This window comes from Neobacillus sp. NPDC093127, from assembly GCF_044754175.1.
Classification (GTDB): Bacteria; Bacillota; Bacilli; order Bacillales; family Cytobacillaceae; genus Neobacillus.
In genome coordinates this window covers 268,090-282,153 of the sequence record NZ_JBIVOP010000005.1, presented here as the reverse complement: position 1 = coordinate 282,153, position 14,064 = coordinate 268,090, and the positions used below count along the sequence as shown (strand labels likewise).

16 protein-coding genes and 2 pseudogenes are annotated in these 14,064 nt (G+C 35.8%); 11 read left to right on the top strand and 7 right to left on the bottom strand.

Annotated features, from left to right (window positions below; all coding sequences use genetic code 11):
• Positions 1-10: 10 nt before the first annotated feature.
• The 3 genes from ACIQCO_RS09905 to ACIQCO_RS09895 all read left to right on the top strand — a co-directional run bounded on the left by ACIQCO_RS09905 (position 11) and on the right by ACIQCO_RS09895 (position 1,005).
• Positions 11-103, top strand: coding sequence for a hypothetical protein (locus ACIQCO_RS09905; protein WP_400427973.1), 93 nt, complete (start codon positions 11-13; stop codon positions 101-103).
• A 417-nt stretch (positions 104-520) separates the two neighbouring features.
• A complete protein-coding gene (locus ACIQCO_RS09900; protein WP_400427939.1) occupies positions 521-766 on the top strand; it encodes a hypothetical protein in 246 nt (81 codons plus the stop codon).
• 23 nt (positions 767-789) lie between these two features.
• Positions 790-1,005: a hypothetical protein gene (locus tag ACIQCO_RS09895; protein WP_400427936.1), complete on the top strand. Its 216-nt coding sequence runs from the start codon at positions 790-792 to the stop codon at positions 1,003-1,005.
• A gap of 406 nt (positions 1,006-1,411) precedes the next feature.
• Here the strand turns inward: ACIQCO_RS09895 and xerS are convergent, their stop codons facing one another.
• The 3 genes from xerS to ACIQCO_RS09880 form a co-directional block, all read right to left on the bottom strand.
• Positions 1,412-2,500, bottom strand: a complete 1,089-nt coding sequence (gene xerS / locus ACIQCO_RS09890) for a tyrosine recombinase XerS (RefSeq protein ID WP_400427933.1) — start codon at positions 2,498-2,500, stop codon at positions 1,412-1,414.
• A 210-nt stretch (positions 2,501-2,710) separates the two neighbouring features.
• Positions 2,711-3,277 carry a dihydrofolate reductase family protein gene (locus ACIQCO_RS09885; protein ID WP_400427930.1) on the bottom strand — a complete coding sequence of 189 codons (567 nt, stop codon included), beginning with the start codon at positions 3,275-3,277 and terminating at the stop codon, positions 2,711-2,713.
• A 291-nt stretch (positions 3,278-3,568) separates the two neighbouring features.
• On the bottom strand, positions 3,569-3,979 hold the full coding sequence (locus tag ACIQCO_RS09880) for a hypothetical protein (RefSeq protein WP_400427927.1): 411 nt from the start codon (positions 3,977-3,979) through the stop codon (positions 3,569-3,571).
• Between the two features lie 83 nt (positions 3,980-4,062).
• Here ACIQCO_RS09880 and ACIQCO_RS09875 point away from each other — a divergent pair.
• A pseudogene (locus tag ACIQCO_RS09875) lies at positions 4,063-4,206 on the top strand (IS110 family transposase); the annotation flags it as partial.
• 77 nt (positions 4,207-4,283) lie between these two features.
• On the opposite strand, the gene ACIQCO_RS09870 reads toward ACIQCO_RS09875, so the two are convergent.
• Together ACIQCO_RS09870 and ACIQCO_RS09865 are read right to left on the bottom strand one after the other, a co-directional pair.
• A complete protein-coding gene (locus tag ACIQCO_RS09870) occupies positions 4,284-4,856 on the bottom strand; it encodes a chloramphenicol phosphotransferase CPT family protein (RefSeq protein ID WP_400427924.1) in 573 nt (190 codons plus the stop codon).
• A 166-nt stretch (positions 4,857-5,022) separates the two neighbouring features.
• Positions 5,023-5,883, bottom strand: coding sequence for a D-alanyl-D-alanine carboxypeptidase family protein (locus ACIQCO_RS09865; protein ID WP_400427921.1), 861 nt, complete (start codon positions 5,881-5,883; stop codon positions 5,023-5,025).
• 265 nt (positions 5,884-6,148) lie between these two features.
• On the opposite strand from ACIQCO_RS09865, the gene ACIQCO_RS09860 reads away from it, so the two are divergent.
• Complete coding sequence (locus tag ACIQCO_RS09860) at positions 6,149-6,637, top strand: pyridoxamine 5'-phosphate oxidase family protein (RefSeq protein WP_400427919.1); 489 nt, start codon at positions 6,149-6,151, stop codon at positions 6,635-6,637.
• 192 nt (positions 6,638-6,829) lie between these two features.
• Here ACIQCO_RS09860 and ACIQCO_RS09855 read toward each other — a convergent pair whose 3' ends face one another.
• The gene (locus ACIQCO_RS09855; RefSeq protein WP_400427917.1) at positions 6,830-7,651 is read right to left on the bottom strand and encodes a peroxiredoxin family protein; all 822 of its coding nucleotides are present in this window, start codon (positions 7,649-7,651) and stop codon (positions 6,830-6,832) included.
• 348 nt (positions 7,652-7,999) lie between these two features.
• Positions 8,000-8,476 carry a DinB family protein gene (locus ACIQCO_RS09850; protein WP_400427915.1) on the bottom strand — a complete coding sequence of 159 codons (477 nt, stop codon included), beginning with the start codon at positions 8,474-8,476 and terminating at the stop codon, positions 8,000-8,002.
• A 93-nt stretch (positions 8,477-8,569) separates the two neighbouring features.
• Here ACIQCO_RS09850 and ACIQCO_RS09845 point away from each other — a divergent pair, with 93 nt between their 5' ends.
• The 6 genes and pseudogenes from ACIQCO_RS09845 to ACIQCO_RS09820 all read left to right on the top strand — a co-directional run bounded on the left by ACIQCO_RS09845 (position 8,570) and on the right by ACIQCO_RS09820 (position 13,966).
• On the top strand, positions 8,570-9,262 hold the full coding sequence (locus ACIQCO_RS09845) for a helix-turn-helix domain-containing protein (RefSeq protein WP_400427914.1): 693 nt from the start codon (positions 8,570-8,572) through the stop codon (positions 9,260-9,262).
• Positions 9,263-9,448: 186 nt separating this feature from the next.
• Complete coding sequence (locus ACIQCO_RS09840) at positions 9,449-9,712, top strand: DUF2533 family protein (RefSeq protein ID WP_400427912.1); 264 nt, start codon at positions 9,449-9,451, stop codon at positions 9,710-9,712.
• A gap of 6 nt (positions 9,713-9,718) precedes the next feature.
• Complete coding sequence (locus ACIQCO_RS09835; protein WP_400427909.1) at positions 9,719-10,402, top strand: LexA family transcriptional regulator; 684 nt, start codon at positions 9,719-9,721, stop codon at positions 10,400-10,402.
• Between the two features lie 272 nt (positions 10,403-10,674).
• Positions 10,675-11,874: an iron-containing alcohol dehydrogenase gene (locus ACIQCO_RS09830; protein ID WP_400427906.1), complete on the top strand. Its 1,200-nt coding sequence runs from the start codon at positions 10,675-10,677 to the stop codon at positions 11,872-11,874.
• A gap of 34 nt (positions 11,875-11,908) precedes the next feature.
• Positions 11,909-13,277: pseudogene (locus ACIQCO_RS09825) on the top strand (aldehyde dehydrogenase).
• A gap of 302 nt (positions 13,278-13,579) precedes the next feature.
• On the top strand, positions 13,580-13,966 hold the full coding sequence (locus ACIQCO_RS09820; protein WP_400427903.1) for a YmaF family protein: 387 nt from the start codon (positions 13,580-13,582) through the stop codon (positions 13,964-13,966).
• Positions 13,967-14,064 lie beyond the last annotated feature (98 nt).

Below are 14,064 nucleotides of genomic sequence, written 5' to 3'. Positions count from 1 at the left end.
TTCTTGCCGTATTGAACTCGGAAGGGATTGGTATATTATCGTTGGTAGGAATGAGACAAAATTTTATTTAAAACAAAACGAAACCTATCAGGTTGATATTTAGTTGAGAGGGAAGCTAAAGGAACTTACTGGCTTCCCCTTTCTATCGGCCAATATCTCCGTCAGATTTAGGACAAATAATACCGTCAATTTCTTGCCAAAATAGAACGTCAGTAACACATATATATAGAAGGAACTCGAAATGAACGACTTGAAGTGCAGTCCTTAACATTTGCTATAGAATCATCAGACAATTATAAAGATGCCGTTTTGAATGTTTATGAAGATTCAGATATATATCCTTTGGCTTTAGGGAGTAATAAATTGATTGAACAAATAATTAAGGACTTGGAAAAATATTATTTATAAACGCTGTTTTCGTAAAATTTGTTGTTTTTAAAGTAGGTTTTATATATTAAAAGTATGGGAATTAAAGGATATGATTATTTACAGATAAATAGAATAAAAAGGGGGATTTGCTTTGTATTTAATAATATCAATTATTTTATCGGTTATATTAGGTTATATATTGCTTATGATGGGTCCTTTGGTTGGTGGTTTCCTTGCTTTCGGCATAGTTGCAGGTTCATTGTTTAGAGGTCTGTACCTTTTAAATGGCATCCATAAAATGCTATCAAAAGATGCACCAAAATCAGATAAAGTAAAAGAGGCTTATGAAAACTATTTGAAAGAGAAAGAAGATAAAGACCAAGGTAGGGAAATTTGATTTTGGTAAAAAGGAGTATGAAGATGAAAGACGATAAAAACTTGGATTTTTTACATTATGTTGCGAAAAAAATTTCAGAACGGTCGAAACAGAATTCACCCATTTCATTCGAAGAAGTTTTTGATATATTTAAGGATACATTAGAAAAGATAACAACGGTCAAAGCTATTGAACTCCCCATTTTTATGACTGTAATCATAACACAGGATGATTTTTTATGTAAAAATATACTGCCATAAACGACATATTATTATTGCCTAATACACTCTAATGATGGGGGGGAGGAAGTGTTAAAAGTCTAAATTTAAGATAAGTATACCCCTAAAAATAATGAATTTTTCTTTATTCCGTCTCACTACAAGTATACTTAAGAAAATGAGATATTAAAGATAAGAATACCTTAAAAAATATAAAAATTTTTCTTAGTTCTGTCTCACTAACAAGTATACTCAAGAAAATGAGATATTTAACATAATAGACATGTTTAATATGTATTTATTGAGTATTATAGAATATTTGTTGAAATTAGGTATTGATAAGTATACTTAGGAATTGAGACGGTTCTAATTTTTATTACTGTAATAATATTATGTAAACTGATAAAAATGAAAAAATGAAGCTGCCAATAGTGGCAGCAATAGTAGTTTATTCCATTTGTTCTTTTGGTATATCCATCTTATCAACAGCAATTTTTAGATCATCATTCTTAATATGCGTGTAAATCATTGTTGTTTGTATCGATGAATGACCTAATTGGCGTCGTAATTTTGGCACATCATTGATTTCTGCATGGTATCTGGTAGCAAATGAATGCCTAAGCTTATGTACCGATAACGATGGTTTGCCAAATGCCGCTGCATATTTTTCAATGAGTTTCTCAACAGATCTAGCCGTTAGCCTGCGTGATTTTCCTTTTGGACCGATTGGCGCAGAAATGAATAATGCCTTATTAGTCTTATCTACTTGGTACTTAGCCGTCCTAATAGATAGGTATTCTTGCAAATCAGCCATAGCAACCTGGCTAAAATAAACGAATTGTTCTTTATTTCCTTTTCTAATGACCCGGACACAATATTTGCTAAAATCAAGATCATCTAAATCAATGCCAATTAACTCCGAAAGACGCAGCCCAGATCCCAAGATTAACGAGACAATTGCGGTATCGCGTTCTTTGTTAAATTGATAAAAATTAAATAGTTTCTTATTGTCTTTATTCAATTCTCCGTATTCATTGGCAACAAAAAGGCGAAACTTCTCATATTCATCACCAAGTAAAATCTTGCCTTCCATCTTATTCGCTTTTGTTTCCATGCTGTCTTTAACTTCATTGAATTCAATTTTCGCCATCACATTCCGGTTAATATAAGGCTTTAAATCAGGTGTTTCAGCAATGTTTTGCAGGTAATTAAACAGCGATTTTAACGCGGAAAGCTTCCGATTCACCGTTAGTTCTTTATTATTTAATTCATAGTGAAGAAAGTTTAAAAAACCTTCGACCTCTAGCACGGTTAGTTGCTCCAAACGGCCTAAGGGGATTTCCTTAACACTGCAGGTCGCTAATTGCTCACTAACCATCCAGTTGAAAAATATTTTATAATCATGACAATAATTAAACAGCGACGCTGTAGAAAGTTTTCTTAGCTTATGATTAATGTACTCATCAACATACCAGGGTAATCCATTAAGTAAGACTTGCAATTTTTTAAAATTTTGCTGCTTCGCTTGATTTACCATAAAATCACCTCACTTCTACATTTTACATAATGCACATAATTACGTCAAATTTATATTTTACGTAATTATCTTTTTGAGGCTTGGCTAATATAAACCTCCCCTCAATTTGTTATTGACTGCTCTTGTAATCCACTGAATATACTAAGCCGTTTCGCTGCCCCATCTCAACCGTTGTTTTTAGCCCACCAACATAATTTTGAATGTGCAAGATTATCTATTCAAATGATAGATTAGCTGCACAACGCCAGAGGAGAACATTCTTGTATTAACCATTTTTAAATTCAATCTCTGTTTTATATCAATAAACAACGGTTTTCCTTCTCCCAAAATAACAGGATGAACAGATAATCTAAATTCATCAACAAGCCCTAAATTGATAAAAGTTGTAATAAGACTTGATCCACCATATAACCAGATGTCTTTACCCGGCTTATTCTTTAATTTGTTTACTTCTTCAAGAATATTATCATTTATGAATATTGCTTTATTATCAAACCCTTTTTGAGCCTTCGAAAACACATATTTTTCCCTGCTATGAATTAATTTCCATATTTCTTTTTCAGTATCAGTATCTTCAATTTCTGGAGTAAATTGTCCCCATAAATCGTAGCTTTTTCTTCCATACAAAATAGTATCAATTTGATTTAAGAAATTAATAAACCCCATCTCAGAATCCATGATGCACCAATCAACTTCCCCATTTTTCCCTTCAATAAAACCATCTAAAGTAACTGCTAAATCTATAATTATTCTTCTAGATCTTGCTTTATTGGACATAATTCTTCCTCCCTTTAATGATTTAGATATTGTATCTCGGCCAACCTTTTTTTATTATTTACAGCATTTATTTCTGAATAAAGTTCCTGATGTTTTAAACTAACCTTAACTTAATAACAATCATCTCAAAATGCCATTATTTCCACAATTTTTTATTCAAGAATATGGCCCGATTGCTGAATAACATTCGAAAATGTTCTGTATGAAATAAAAAGAAAAGGACCATTTTTGACGGCCCTGGGTTCTTCTTATTCCATTTAAGCACCCCTTTCTTTAAGTGAAATAATTTACCTACGAGTTAATTTTTCTTGTTCCATATCTCTTTCGGTAAACGAATTTTCTTAAATCAAGGTCTTTTAAATTCCCGTCATAACACAAAAAGAGTAAAGATTGAAACTCCTTAAAATTCTCGATGACAAAAAGAGCGAATTCTTTTCGTTCGCTCTTCATTTTCACTTTTACTTCTTCTTTAGAAAGGATGTTGTCAAGTTGGTCTTGAAAATAAGCTTTCGTATCTTCCCATTTATCTTTGCGATTCACCAAAATATCCTTACCATACTCCGGTAATTTATCAATAACAAGGTCGATATACCCCTCTGACCACATTAACATTTTGTCTTTTTCTGGAAGTTCAAGCGCCGTTTTTAATAAGCCCGTTTCGTCCATATCTTTTTGAATGGCATATTTTCCGACCCGATTCATCATACCCACCTCATGTGCGAATCATTTGGTCTTAGTTTGTTAATTTGTGTTTTAATGAATTCATTATTCATTCTAATTTTGTACCGCCCATCGTCCTAAAAGCAACAGGACATTATCATTCCTCAGTTGTTCACTACTTGGAGGACCGTGGGTATTTATTAATAATCATTAATCCATTGATTTCTTATAAGGCTAAAAGTTCAAGTCTCAGGAAAGTAAAAACAGATACGGCTATTAATGATCGCACCCTTTAAAGAATGTTTTTCACAATCGCAAAGAAAACCCTAAGTTCTATACAAAGTATTTAATCATAATTATTTGATAATACTTTTGAAGATTCGAATTCCTCAAGCGATTTTTTAAATCCTAATAATGGTGTATCACTTTCCAATCGGTCCACAATTTCTCTTGCACATTCCGTTATTGATTGGGTGTATGTATTAAATTCAACATCGTAAATTTCTTGCTGATGCACAAAACTGAGCTGAGAAATTGCTTGCCCGATTTGGCGGTCTCCTCTGGACTGTTCTCTGCGCTTTAGCTCCTCGACAGGACAATGAACTCCCACAAGAAGTATTGGGTAAGAGTTCAGAGTTTCATAAAAATTTTGTAATGTTTTAGGGTCATGGAGAATTTGATCAAGTACTACATTAATACCTCGGTCTGAGAACATTGCCACATTTCTATAATAAAAATATTCTGTTTCAATAGGTATTAGCCGCTGGTTATCTCTATCTTCCATTTTTTCTATGACTAAATCATAATCATCTATGCTAAAAGTAAAAAAGTCAGGAAGTAACTTTGCTATCTCCTTTGCTAAAGTTGATTTGCCTGAACTTGATGCACCATTTAGAACAATAATCATTCCTTTTCTCACAAAAACACACTCCAATATCCTTAGTTATTAAGCCACATTCTATAAAGTTCAATGCCCATGTGCAGATTTCCTGCTTAGGGAATTAAATGCCACATTACTTCAAAAAGCAAAAAGCGATTCTTCGTTATTAAAGAATCGCAAGGGTTTCATCTACCCATAATTAAAATTACTCTGCTATATCTTCTTCAGAAACTGGTTTTGTATTTTGCATATGAGCAAATGAATAGTTTGCCATTGTTTGAACATCGATGTATTTTGATTGTTTATCTGACTTCATGACAACAGAGATGACCTCTTTATTATCCTTTTTTAAATATTCTACAAGCGTATGATGAGCTGCATTTGTAAACCCGGGTTTACCAGCAATGACATTCGGCATGGTATGAAGTTTAATTAGATTACTGATGTTTTTTTCTTGCATGCTTGTTTTTATTTTAACGGCCTGCGTAGACATTACCTCTAGTACGTTCGGATGTTGAACGGCTTCTTTTGTAATAAGAGCCATATCATATGGAGTTGTAAAGTGGTTTGGATCATGCAGACCACTTGGAGTAACGAAATGGGTGTTTTTGAGACCTAATTCTCTTACCTTCTGATTCATAAGCTCAGCAAATCCTTCTTCGCTGCCACCTACATTTTCTGCAATTGTAACGGCGACATCATTAGCACTTACTAATAATAAAGCTTTCATAGCATCTTGTTTAGAAATCTTCTCTCCAGTTTTTAACCCTAGACAAATGCATTCTTGACCTGCAGCATTTGGGCTAACCGTTAATATTTCACCATCATCCATTCGTTCATCTAAAATAGTTGCCGTTAACACTTTAGTCATACTCGCAGGATAAGCTTTTGAATGGGCATTTTTATTGTAAAGAATCTCGCTAGTTCCAACATCTATGGCCACTCCAAACTCTCCCGCAATTTGTGGAACTATTGTCTCAGCCGTACTTATTCCCGCTGAATCCATTCCACTAAATATAATAAGGACTAATAGTGTTGCCGGAACTACCTTCCAGATGTTCGCCATGATGTCCCCCCAGTTAATTGGACCTTTCCGTTTCTCCGTTTTATTTTTCTCTATTTTTTCAGAAATATTTCTAACTTTCTGTTCCAACAGATGAAAAATGTACGCTTCGGGAATATAAAAAGAGATTGGAAAGTCCAACCTCTATCATATATGGCCAGCAAAAATGGCAGCTACCTCCTCACCTATCAATCAACATTTTCTATTTCTGAATAAAAGTTGGTGTAAAGGGTAGATTACATCTATGAACATTAATGAGGTGATGGAAATGTCTAACATGATGAAACAAGAAGAAATGGAAACATTAAGAGAGTTAATCAAAGACGTAGACACGGCCATGCTGACTACGGTAACTGAAGTAGGGCTTGTTTCTCGTCCTATGAAAACACAAGAAGTAGAGTTTGATGGTGACTTATGGTTTTTCACTAAAAAAGAGACTAATAAATATGAAGAAATTTTACATGATCAAGAAGTTAATGTGGCTTATGCAGGTAAATCCTATGTTTCTGTTCGTGGAAGAGCAGAAATCGTTGATGATTTAGACAAGAAAAAGGAATTGTGGAGCAAGGCATATGAGAAAATTATGCAAACTTCTTATGATGATCCTAACGTTGTCTTGATAAAAGTAAAAGCGGAAGCAGCCGAATATTGGGAAACCGGTAATTTTACGAAGAAAATCGCCTTTCTCTATAAACGCATGACAGGGAAAAGTTCTAAATCGACAGATGTTAATGAAACGGTTGAATTGAATAAATAACAGCAAAAAGGGTTGTCTGGTTATAGGACAATCCTGTTTCTCCGTATAATTTTTCTCCATTTATCCAGAAATATTTCTAATTTTCTGTTCCAACAGATGAAAAAATGTACGCTTTGGGAATATAAAAAGAGATTGGAAAGTCCAACCTCTTTAATATATGGCAAGCAAAAATGGCAGCTACCTTCTCACCTATCAATCAACATTTTCTATTAATTGGTGCATCATATTTTTATCCACCGGCCCTACTATTTTCTTGCGGACAATACCTTTAGAATCAATCAAATAACTTGTTGGAATCGTAATTGCTTGAAATCGGCTGCCAATGTCACCTTCTTGGTCGAGTAAAACAGGAAAAGTTAATTTACGTTCTTTTACAAATTCCTTAACGCTTTGTGTATTTTTTTCTGATGAGGTTTGATTTATCGCCAGTAGTTCAACCTTATTATTATCCTGGGCCTCATAAAAATCCTGCATGTGTGGGATCTCAGCTTTACATGGCGGACACCAGGTTGCCCAAAAATTTAAAATAACCTTTTTCCCTCTCATATTAGACAGTTTGATTTCTGTGCCGTCAATCATCATTAATTGAAAATCAGGAGCCATATTTCCTTCTTCAAGTCCAATTTTTTCAGCTTTTATTGTACTTGAAGTACTTACATTCGGGTGTTTTTCAGTTAAAACAAGGTTCAATAAAAAATACCCACTCATAACAGCAAACAAAAAAATAAGAGTGGGCTGCAGGATCATAAAGTTAGTTAACTTTAGCTTCCTTGCTTTTAAAAAGAAGTAAATGATTGCTCCAATTATCCCTAAAATTAATCCCTTAGTCCCTCCGGTAAAATACAATAACGACAAGGGACTATCAATAACTAATTTTGGCTCTAGCAGCAATAAACTGCCTTTCCAGATTAGAAAGCCCCCAAAAACACTATTTAATACTGCATCGAATATTTTTTTACCTAAATCTTTACTTTGTGAACGAAGCAGCCAGATCTTTAGAAAAGTAAATCCCACCACAAAAGCCATTCCGAGAATAACCCATCTCATCATGATAGGGAAAGAACCAATTTGGATAACGTCGATATTCGCTCCCACCTTCGCAAATTATTCTGGTTTTTGGACGACAAATTGAATAACATGAGCTAAGCCTGTGTGTAATTCTCCTTCTTGACGAATGACTTCACCCATAGGTACCAACATTATAGCATATTATTGGAACTTGCCTTTTTCATTTCAATAAAACCAGATTCATTACAATGCTTAGAAGTCATATTTTCTAATATGAAAATAAATCTTTACATTCATAAATCTACTTAGTTGTAAGAAAAAAATTTTTAGATTTAAACAATAAAAGCCAAACTATCAATCCCATATCAAAGGACGATCAATCCCCATTGTTCTCATATAGTCTAACAACTGTCCGGTATGAACGGATTCGTGGTAAGCAATTCGCAATAACATATCTCCTTGTGTTCTTCTATAGCCTACGTCGGAACGGTCTATTACAGCATTTTCCAAATCGAATAGACTTATTGTGTTTATGTATCTCAAGAATTCTTCACGATACGGCTGAGCGAATGCAAGTTCATCATCTACTGTGGCAAATTCTCTTGTCTCAAATGGATTAGTTAAATTAGATAACGCTTGACTACCTCTTCCGATAAGAATTTGGTGATAAAGATACTCGCCTTCCAGTATGTGTCTGATCATTTCAGCACAAGTTAAAGCATTTTCGTCAGGCTTCCAATTCAACATTTGTTGCGGTATTGCTTTCCATACTTTAATACTCCTCCGCCTAACTTCTTCAAAGTTTAATATTATTAAATCAAATACGTTCATTTATTAACTCCTCCTATCACGTTTCCACTATTTTATCACGTAAAAACTTCGGTTATAATCGAAGTATAAATGTTATTTGGAGGATGACGATGAATGGGAAGTAAACCTGATTTTTCATACGTTGCAAAACTAATGGCTGATTCATCAAGGGCTGCTATGTTAGAAGCTCTCCTCGGGCTTGACGGGCTTCCAGCAAATGAGTTAGCAAGGGAAGCAAATATCACTTTGCAAACGGCAAGTGGCCATCTGGCAAAATTGGTAGAAGGAAATCTGATCCATGTAGAAAAACATGGTCGCCATCGCTATTTTCGTCTAGCTAGCACTGATGTTGCCCAGGCGATAGAAATGTTGACTGTTATTGCGCCAGCTCCAAGAATTAATTCCTTGAAAGATTCTTCACGTGTCGAAAAGGTTCGAATTGCCCGAACCTGTTATGACCATCTGGCTGGAAAACTCGGGGTATCATTAACTGAAGCCTTCATAGAAAAAGGATATTTGGTTGAGGATCAAGTTGATTTTCTTATAACGGATAAAGGAGAGAAATTCTTTCGTGATTTCAAAATTGACCTCGATGCTTTACGAATAAAACGAAGACATTTCGCTCGAAAGTGTCTGGATTGGAGCGAAAGACGTTACCACCTAGCAGGGTCATTAGGACATGCCGTTTTAATGCGGTTGTTAGAATTACATTGGATTGAAAAACTGCCTGATCGGGCTCTTAAGATTACAAAGGCGGGCAAGGCAGGATTATACGACTCCTTCGGAATTTCGAATGACCAGCTGTAAAATAAGATTGCTGTTTATCTTTATCGCTAATAGAGCCGTTTAACTTCATAATAAAGTCACCAAATCCCTTGGAGGTTTTATTATTGGAGGGCTAATTATATTTCCAATAAATCAATTAATTTAGAAATTCCTCCTTTTCAAAACTATGGTATTATTAATAAAGTCAACTATTTTAGGAGTGAGATCATGAGTGTACATAAAGATTTAATCAAACATGCTGCTAATCAGAACAAAACATATCAAGAGTTTCTTGCTCTGGATCAACAACGTGAAAATTTCATTGAGGAAGCAATAGCATTATGTAAACAGGGTATTCCCTTCTCAACCGAAAAAATAAATGAAGTCCCAAAAAAAATAAATAAACTTAACTTACGATTTATCCCAATAAGAAAACACGTTACAGTTGAGATGGTTCTAGATTATGTAAAATCACTTCCAAAACAACGCTAATGGGTGGTGGCTGCTATAATCTCTTTAACAAAAAGAAGACGGGAATTCTTAGACCAAATTTGGCATCAATATAAGACCACCAATCATCCTGTTCATTATTCGGACGTGGCCGAAGCAATTGGTGTGAGTAAATGGACTGCCTATGATGTGTTGAAAAGCCTGGAAAGTCAAGGACTTTTAAAAAGAACGTATAATGCCAATGAAAATGAAACTGGCCGCTCCGTTGTCGTCTTCTCCCCTACAGATCTGGCTGGTCATCTGTTCCAAAAAGAAAGAAAAGAAACTTCAAATCCAGATGAATGGGAAATGATTCTTGACGAGGTAACAGACTTAATTAAAAACCACCAAGATCTCCCGTTGATGGATGCAATCAATACTATATTGGAGTTAATGAAAACCGTCGATGTTAAGCTTAAATTCTGTGCCTACTTCCTTTGCGTGCTCATTTTATTTTTAAATAGCCTCGGTGATGCTATAAAGGATTTAACTGTTAATGTAGTGAATTCATCACAGGAATCAAAAGTACAGCTGTCAGTGTTTGTTGGTGCTGTTGTCGGAATGATTATTCAGTCTGTTCGTGAGGAACTAAGCCCTGAAATGATCACATTAGTAAAACAGTTTTTTGATAATACCAATCAACTAGATTCAGTTGAATTGGACCTTTTAATTGAGTTTATTAAACAAAGTTAACAATTCTTAGCCAGCCTAAAATATATGAAGGCGGCTTTTTTTCTCAAATTCAAAAGTAAGATCCACCTTATTTTCTGAATATTAATTATATTCATAATATTTTCCTTGACATCTCTAAAATAAATGCGCTATAAAAGTATTATAGATTTTTGGGCTTTTTGGGTTTTACCCCCCTCTTTTTGGGTCTTTTGGGTATCCGGCTGATAGTTTTTTAACTTCGTAGACTGCAATAAAGGTTACATTTAATTTTTCAAAAAAAGTGAGGTTATGGTATGTATAAGGTGTATTGCAGGTCTTTTCAAGGAGTGATGAAAATTGCTTCCTCCTTCATGCCTTGGCGGGAACCTGAGCTCTTAGTTGGAGAAAATAGTTTAAAAGAATTACCGAAACTTATTAAACGGAATAAAATTGAAAACGTTTTAATTGTAACTGATCAAGGAATCGTCTCTGTTGGTCTCATGAATGAATTCCTGAATGACCTCGGTGTTGAAGGAATCGACTATTACGTATACGATAAAACTGTCCCAAACCCAACAATCGATAATATCGAGGAAGCCTTTCAAATGTACACGGCAAATAATTGTAAGGCGATTGTCGCCTTCGGCGGTGGATCGCCAATGGATTGCGCGAAAGGTGTTGGTGCCCGGGCAGCAAGACCAAATAAGAGCATTCCTCAAATGAAGGGTGTTTTGAAGGTACTGAAAAAAATGCCTCCCCTGTTCGCGATTCCCACCACAGCCGGAACAGGCAGTGAAGCAACCTTAGCTGCAGTTGTATCTAATAGCGAGACACATGAAAAATATGCCATAATGGACACATCACTTATTCCACATTACGCTGTTCTTGATCCATTACTTATCGTTAATCTTCCCCCCCATATTACAGCAGCAACCGGGATTGATGCCTTAACACACGCAGTTGAAGCATACATCGGCAAAAGTAACACGAAGGAAACCACTCAATACAGTTTAGATGCGGTGAAACTAATCTTTGAAAATCTCTATGAGTCCTATTCAAACGGGACGAACATCCAGGCACGAACGAATATGCAGAAAGCTGCCTATTTAGCTGGAATGGCATTCACACGTGCCTATGTTGGTTATGTCCATGCTATTGCCCATACGCTTGGTGGATTTTATTCAGTTCCCCATGGTATGGCAAATGCGATTATCCTCCCCTATGTCTTGGAGTATTACGGCGAGTCCGTTCACAAACCTTTAGCTGAGCTGGCAGCATTAGTTGGTATTGGTGAACCCGCGGATACTGCCGAGCAAAAGGCAGTGAAGTTTATCGAAGCGATCAAGAAGCTTAATGATAGTATGGCGATTCCGAAAAAAGTAAGTGGGATTGTCGATCGTGATATACCGTTGATGGTTGAGCGTGCATTCAAAGAAGCGAACCCATTATATCCTGTTCCAAGGATATTAAATAAGGATGATATATTTGCTCTTTACCAATTAATAAAAGAATAACTGGGATCTCCAATGAACTAAGGTGGTTAATGAAATGGAAAATTTCAATTCCATAATTGCTAAGCAAAAAGCTTTTTTTCGAACTGACATGACTAAAGATGTTTCATACCGACTCGAAGCTCTTCACAAATTGAGAAACGCTATTAAAAATAATGAGCAAGTGCTGATGAATGCCTTGAGGGCGGATTTAAATAAATCCGAATTTGATGCCTATACCTCTGAAATTGGTTTTGTCCTAGAGGAATTACGATTTACGCTTAAACATTTACGTTCGTGGGTAAAGCCAAAAAAGGTTAAAACACCGGTAACGCATATTGGCTCCCGCAGTTACATTTATTCGGAACCATACGGAGTTGCGCTCATCATCGCTCCTTGGAATTATCCCTTTCAATTGGCGATAGCCCCGTTAATTGGTGCCATTGCCGCGGGAAACTGTACGGTTATCAAACCTTCAGAATTGACGCCGAAAACGTCTGAAGTATTAGCTAATATCATTAATGATATTTACCCCGAAGAGTACATTTCAGTAGTCCAAGGAGGTGTAGAAACAAGCCGAGCACTCCTTAATGAAAAATTTGATTATATCTTTTTTACCGGCAGCGTCCCTGTTGGAAAGGTCATTATGGAAGCAGCAGCAAAAAATTTAACCCCAGTGACATTAGAATTGGGCGGAAAAAGCCCTTGTATCGTTCACGAGGATGCCAATCTAAAGCTGGCAGCAAAACGGATTGCCTGGGGGAAGTTCACCAATGCTGGACAAACCTGTATTGCCCCGGATTATTTGTACCTTCATAAAAGCATTAAGGATCAATTCCTTCAACAATTTAAGGAAACAACGAATGAATTGTATGGGGAACAGCCGTTAAACAATGTTAATTTCACGAGAATCGTGAGTGATAGACACTTTCAGCGGTTATGCTCCTTTCTCGACAATGGGGATCTTTATATGGGAGGGAAGGCAAATCAAGAAAAGTTAACGATTGAGCCGACGGTCCTCACAAATGTCACCTGGGAGGATCCGATTATGCAGGACGAGATCTTCGGGCCAATTCTGCCTGTGCTTGAATATAATGAGCTTTCAGATGTACTGGAAGGAATTCATCGTCACCCTAATCCGCTCGCCCTCTATATTTTCACAGAAAATAATGCAATACAAAAGGAAGTATTAAATAGCATCTCTTTTGGCGGCGGCTGTGTTAATGATACAGTTTATCATTTTGCCTCCCCATACCTTCCCTTTGGCGGTGTTGGCAACAGCGGGATTGGCGCCTATCACGGAAAAGGAAACTTTGATACGTTTTCCCATCAAAAAAGCGTTCTCAAACAAACGACCTTATTTGATAACGTTTCGTTATCCAAATGTGAAGAACGGACTGAAAAAAATTAAGCTTTTTATGAAGTAATCAAAGTCCATAAAAAAATGTGAACCAAAGTTAACTTATCAAGACCTAAATTATCAAAAGCCATAAAAATAAAGGAGAAAACATATTAGGAATGTATAATATGTTTTCTCCTTTTTTTTAAATCAAAGCGCCCGATTATTGAAGATTCCAACCTATTAAAGCCAACTCACACTTTTTAAATAAAACCAATCATTAACTACAAGGAAGATTATAGAAACTATTCACCTTAAGAAGAACACATATTTACCTTTGTTCCTCATACATTTAAAGTGAATTATTAATTTTCGAGGGGGGAGTTTAAAATGAAAATCCCGATCACTGGTTTTATTTATGAGTCAGACGATAAGAGTTTAAATGGGGAACATTCCCATGTTCTTTACGTGACTTCTTTTGACGGCCGACGGGTTCACATTCATGGATTTAGTGGGTTTACTTCCTTTGATGTTGATCATCGTCATGATTATTTAGGAAGGACTGAACCGGCTCAAAGTGGGGTTCCGCATGTTCATCGTTACTTTACGATGACATCTTTTAATCATGGACATGAACACCGAATTGAAGGTATTACTGGGCCCGCAATAGAAATTCCTTTTGGAGGTCATTATCATGAGTTTAAAGGAACGACGACTATTAATGAATCCACTCCTCATAAGCACAAGTATAGCGGCCAAACTGGAAATGAACTCTGATAAGGGTCAAGGTGAAATCTAAATAAGTATCTAGGTGTATTACCAGTGTAGCTGTCTCCAGGTGTGAATAAGTTAATTACGGTATAAACTCTTTATTA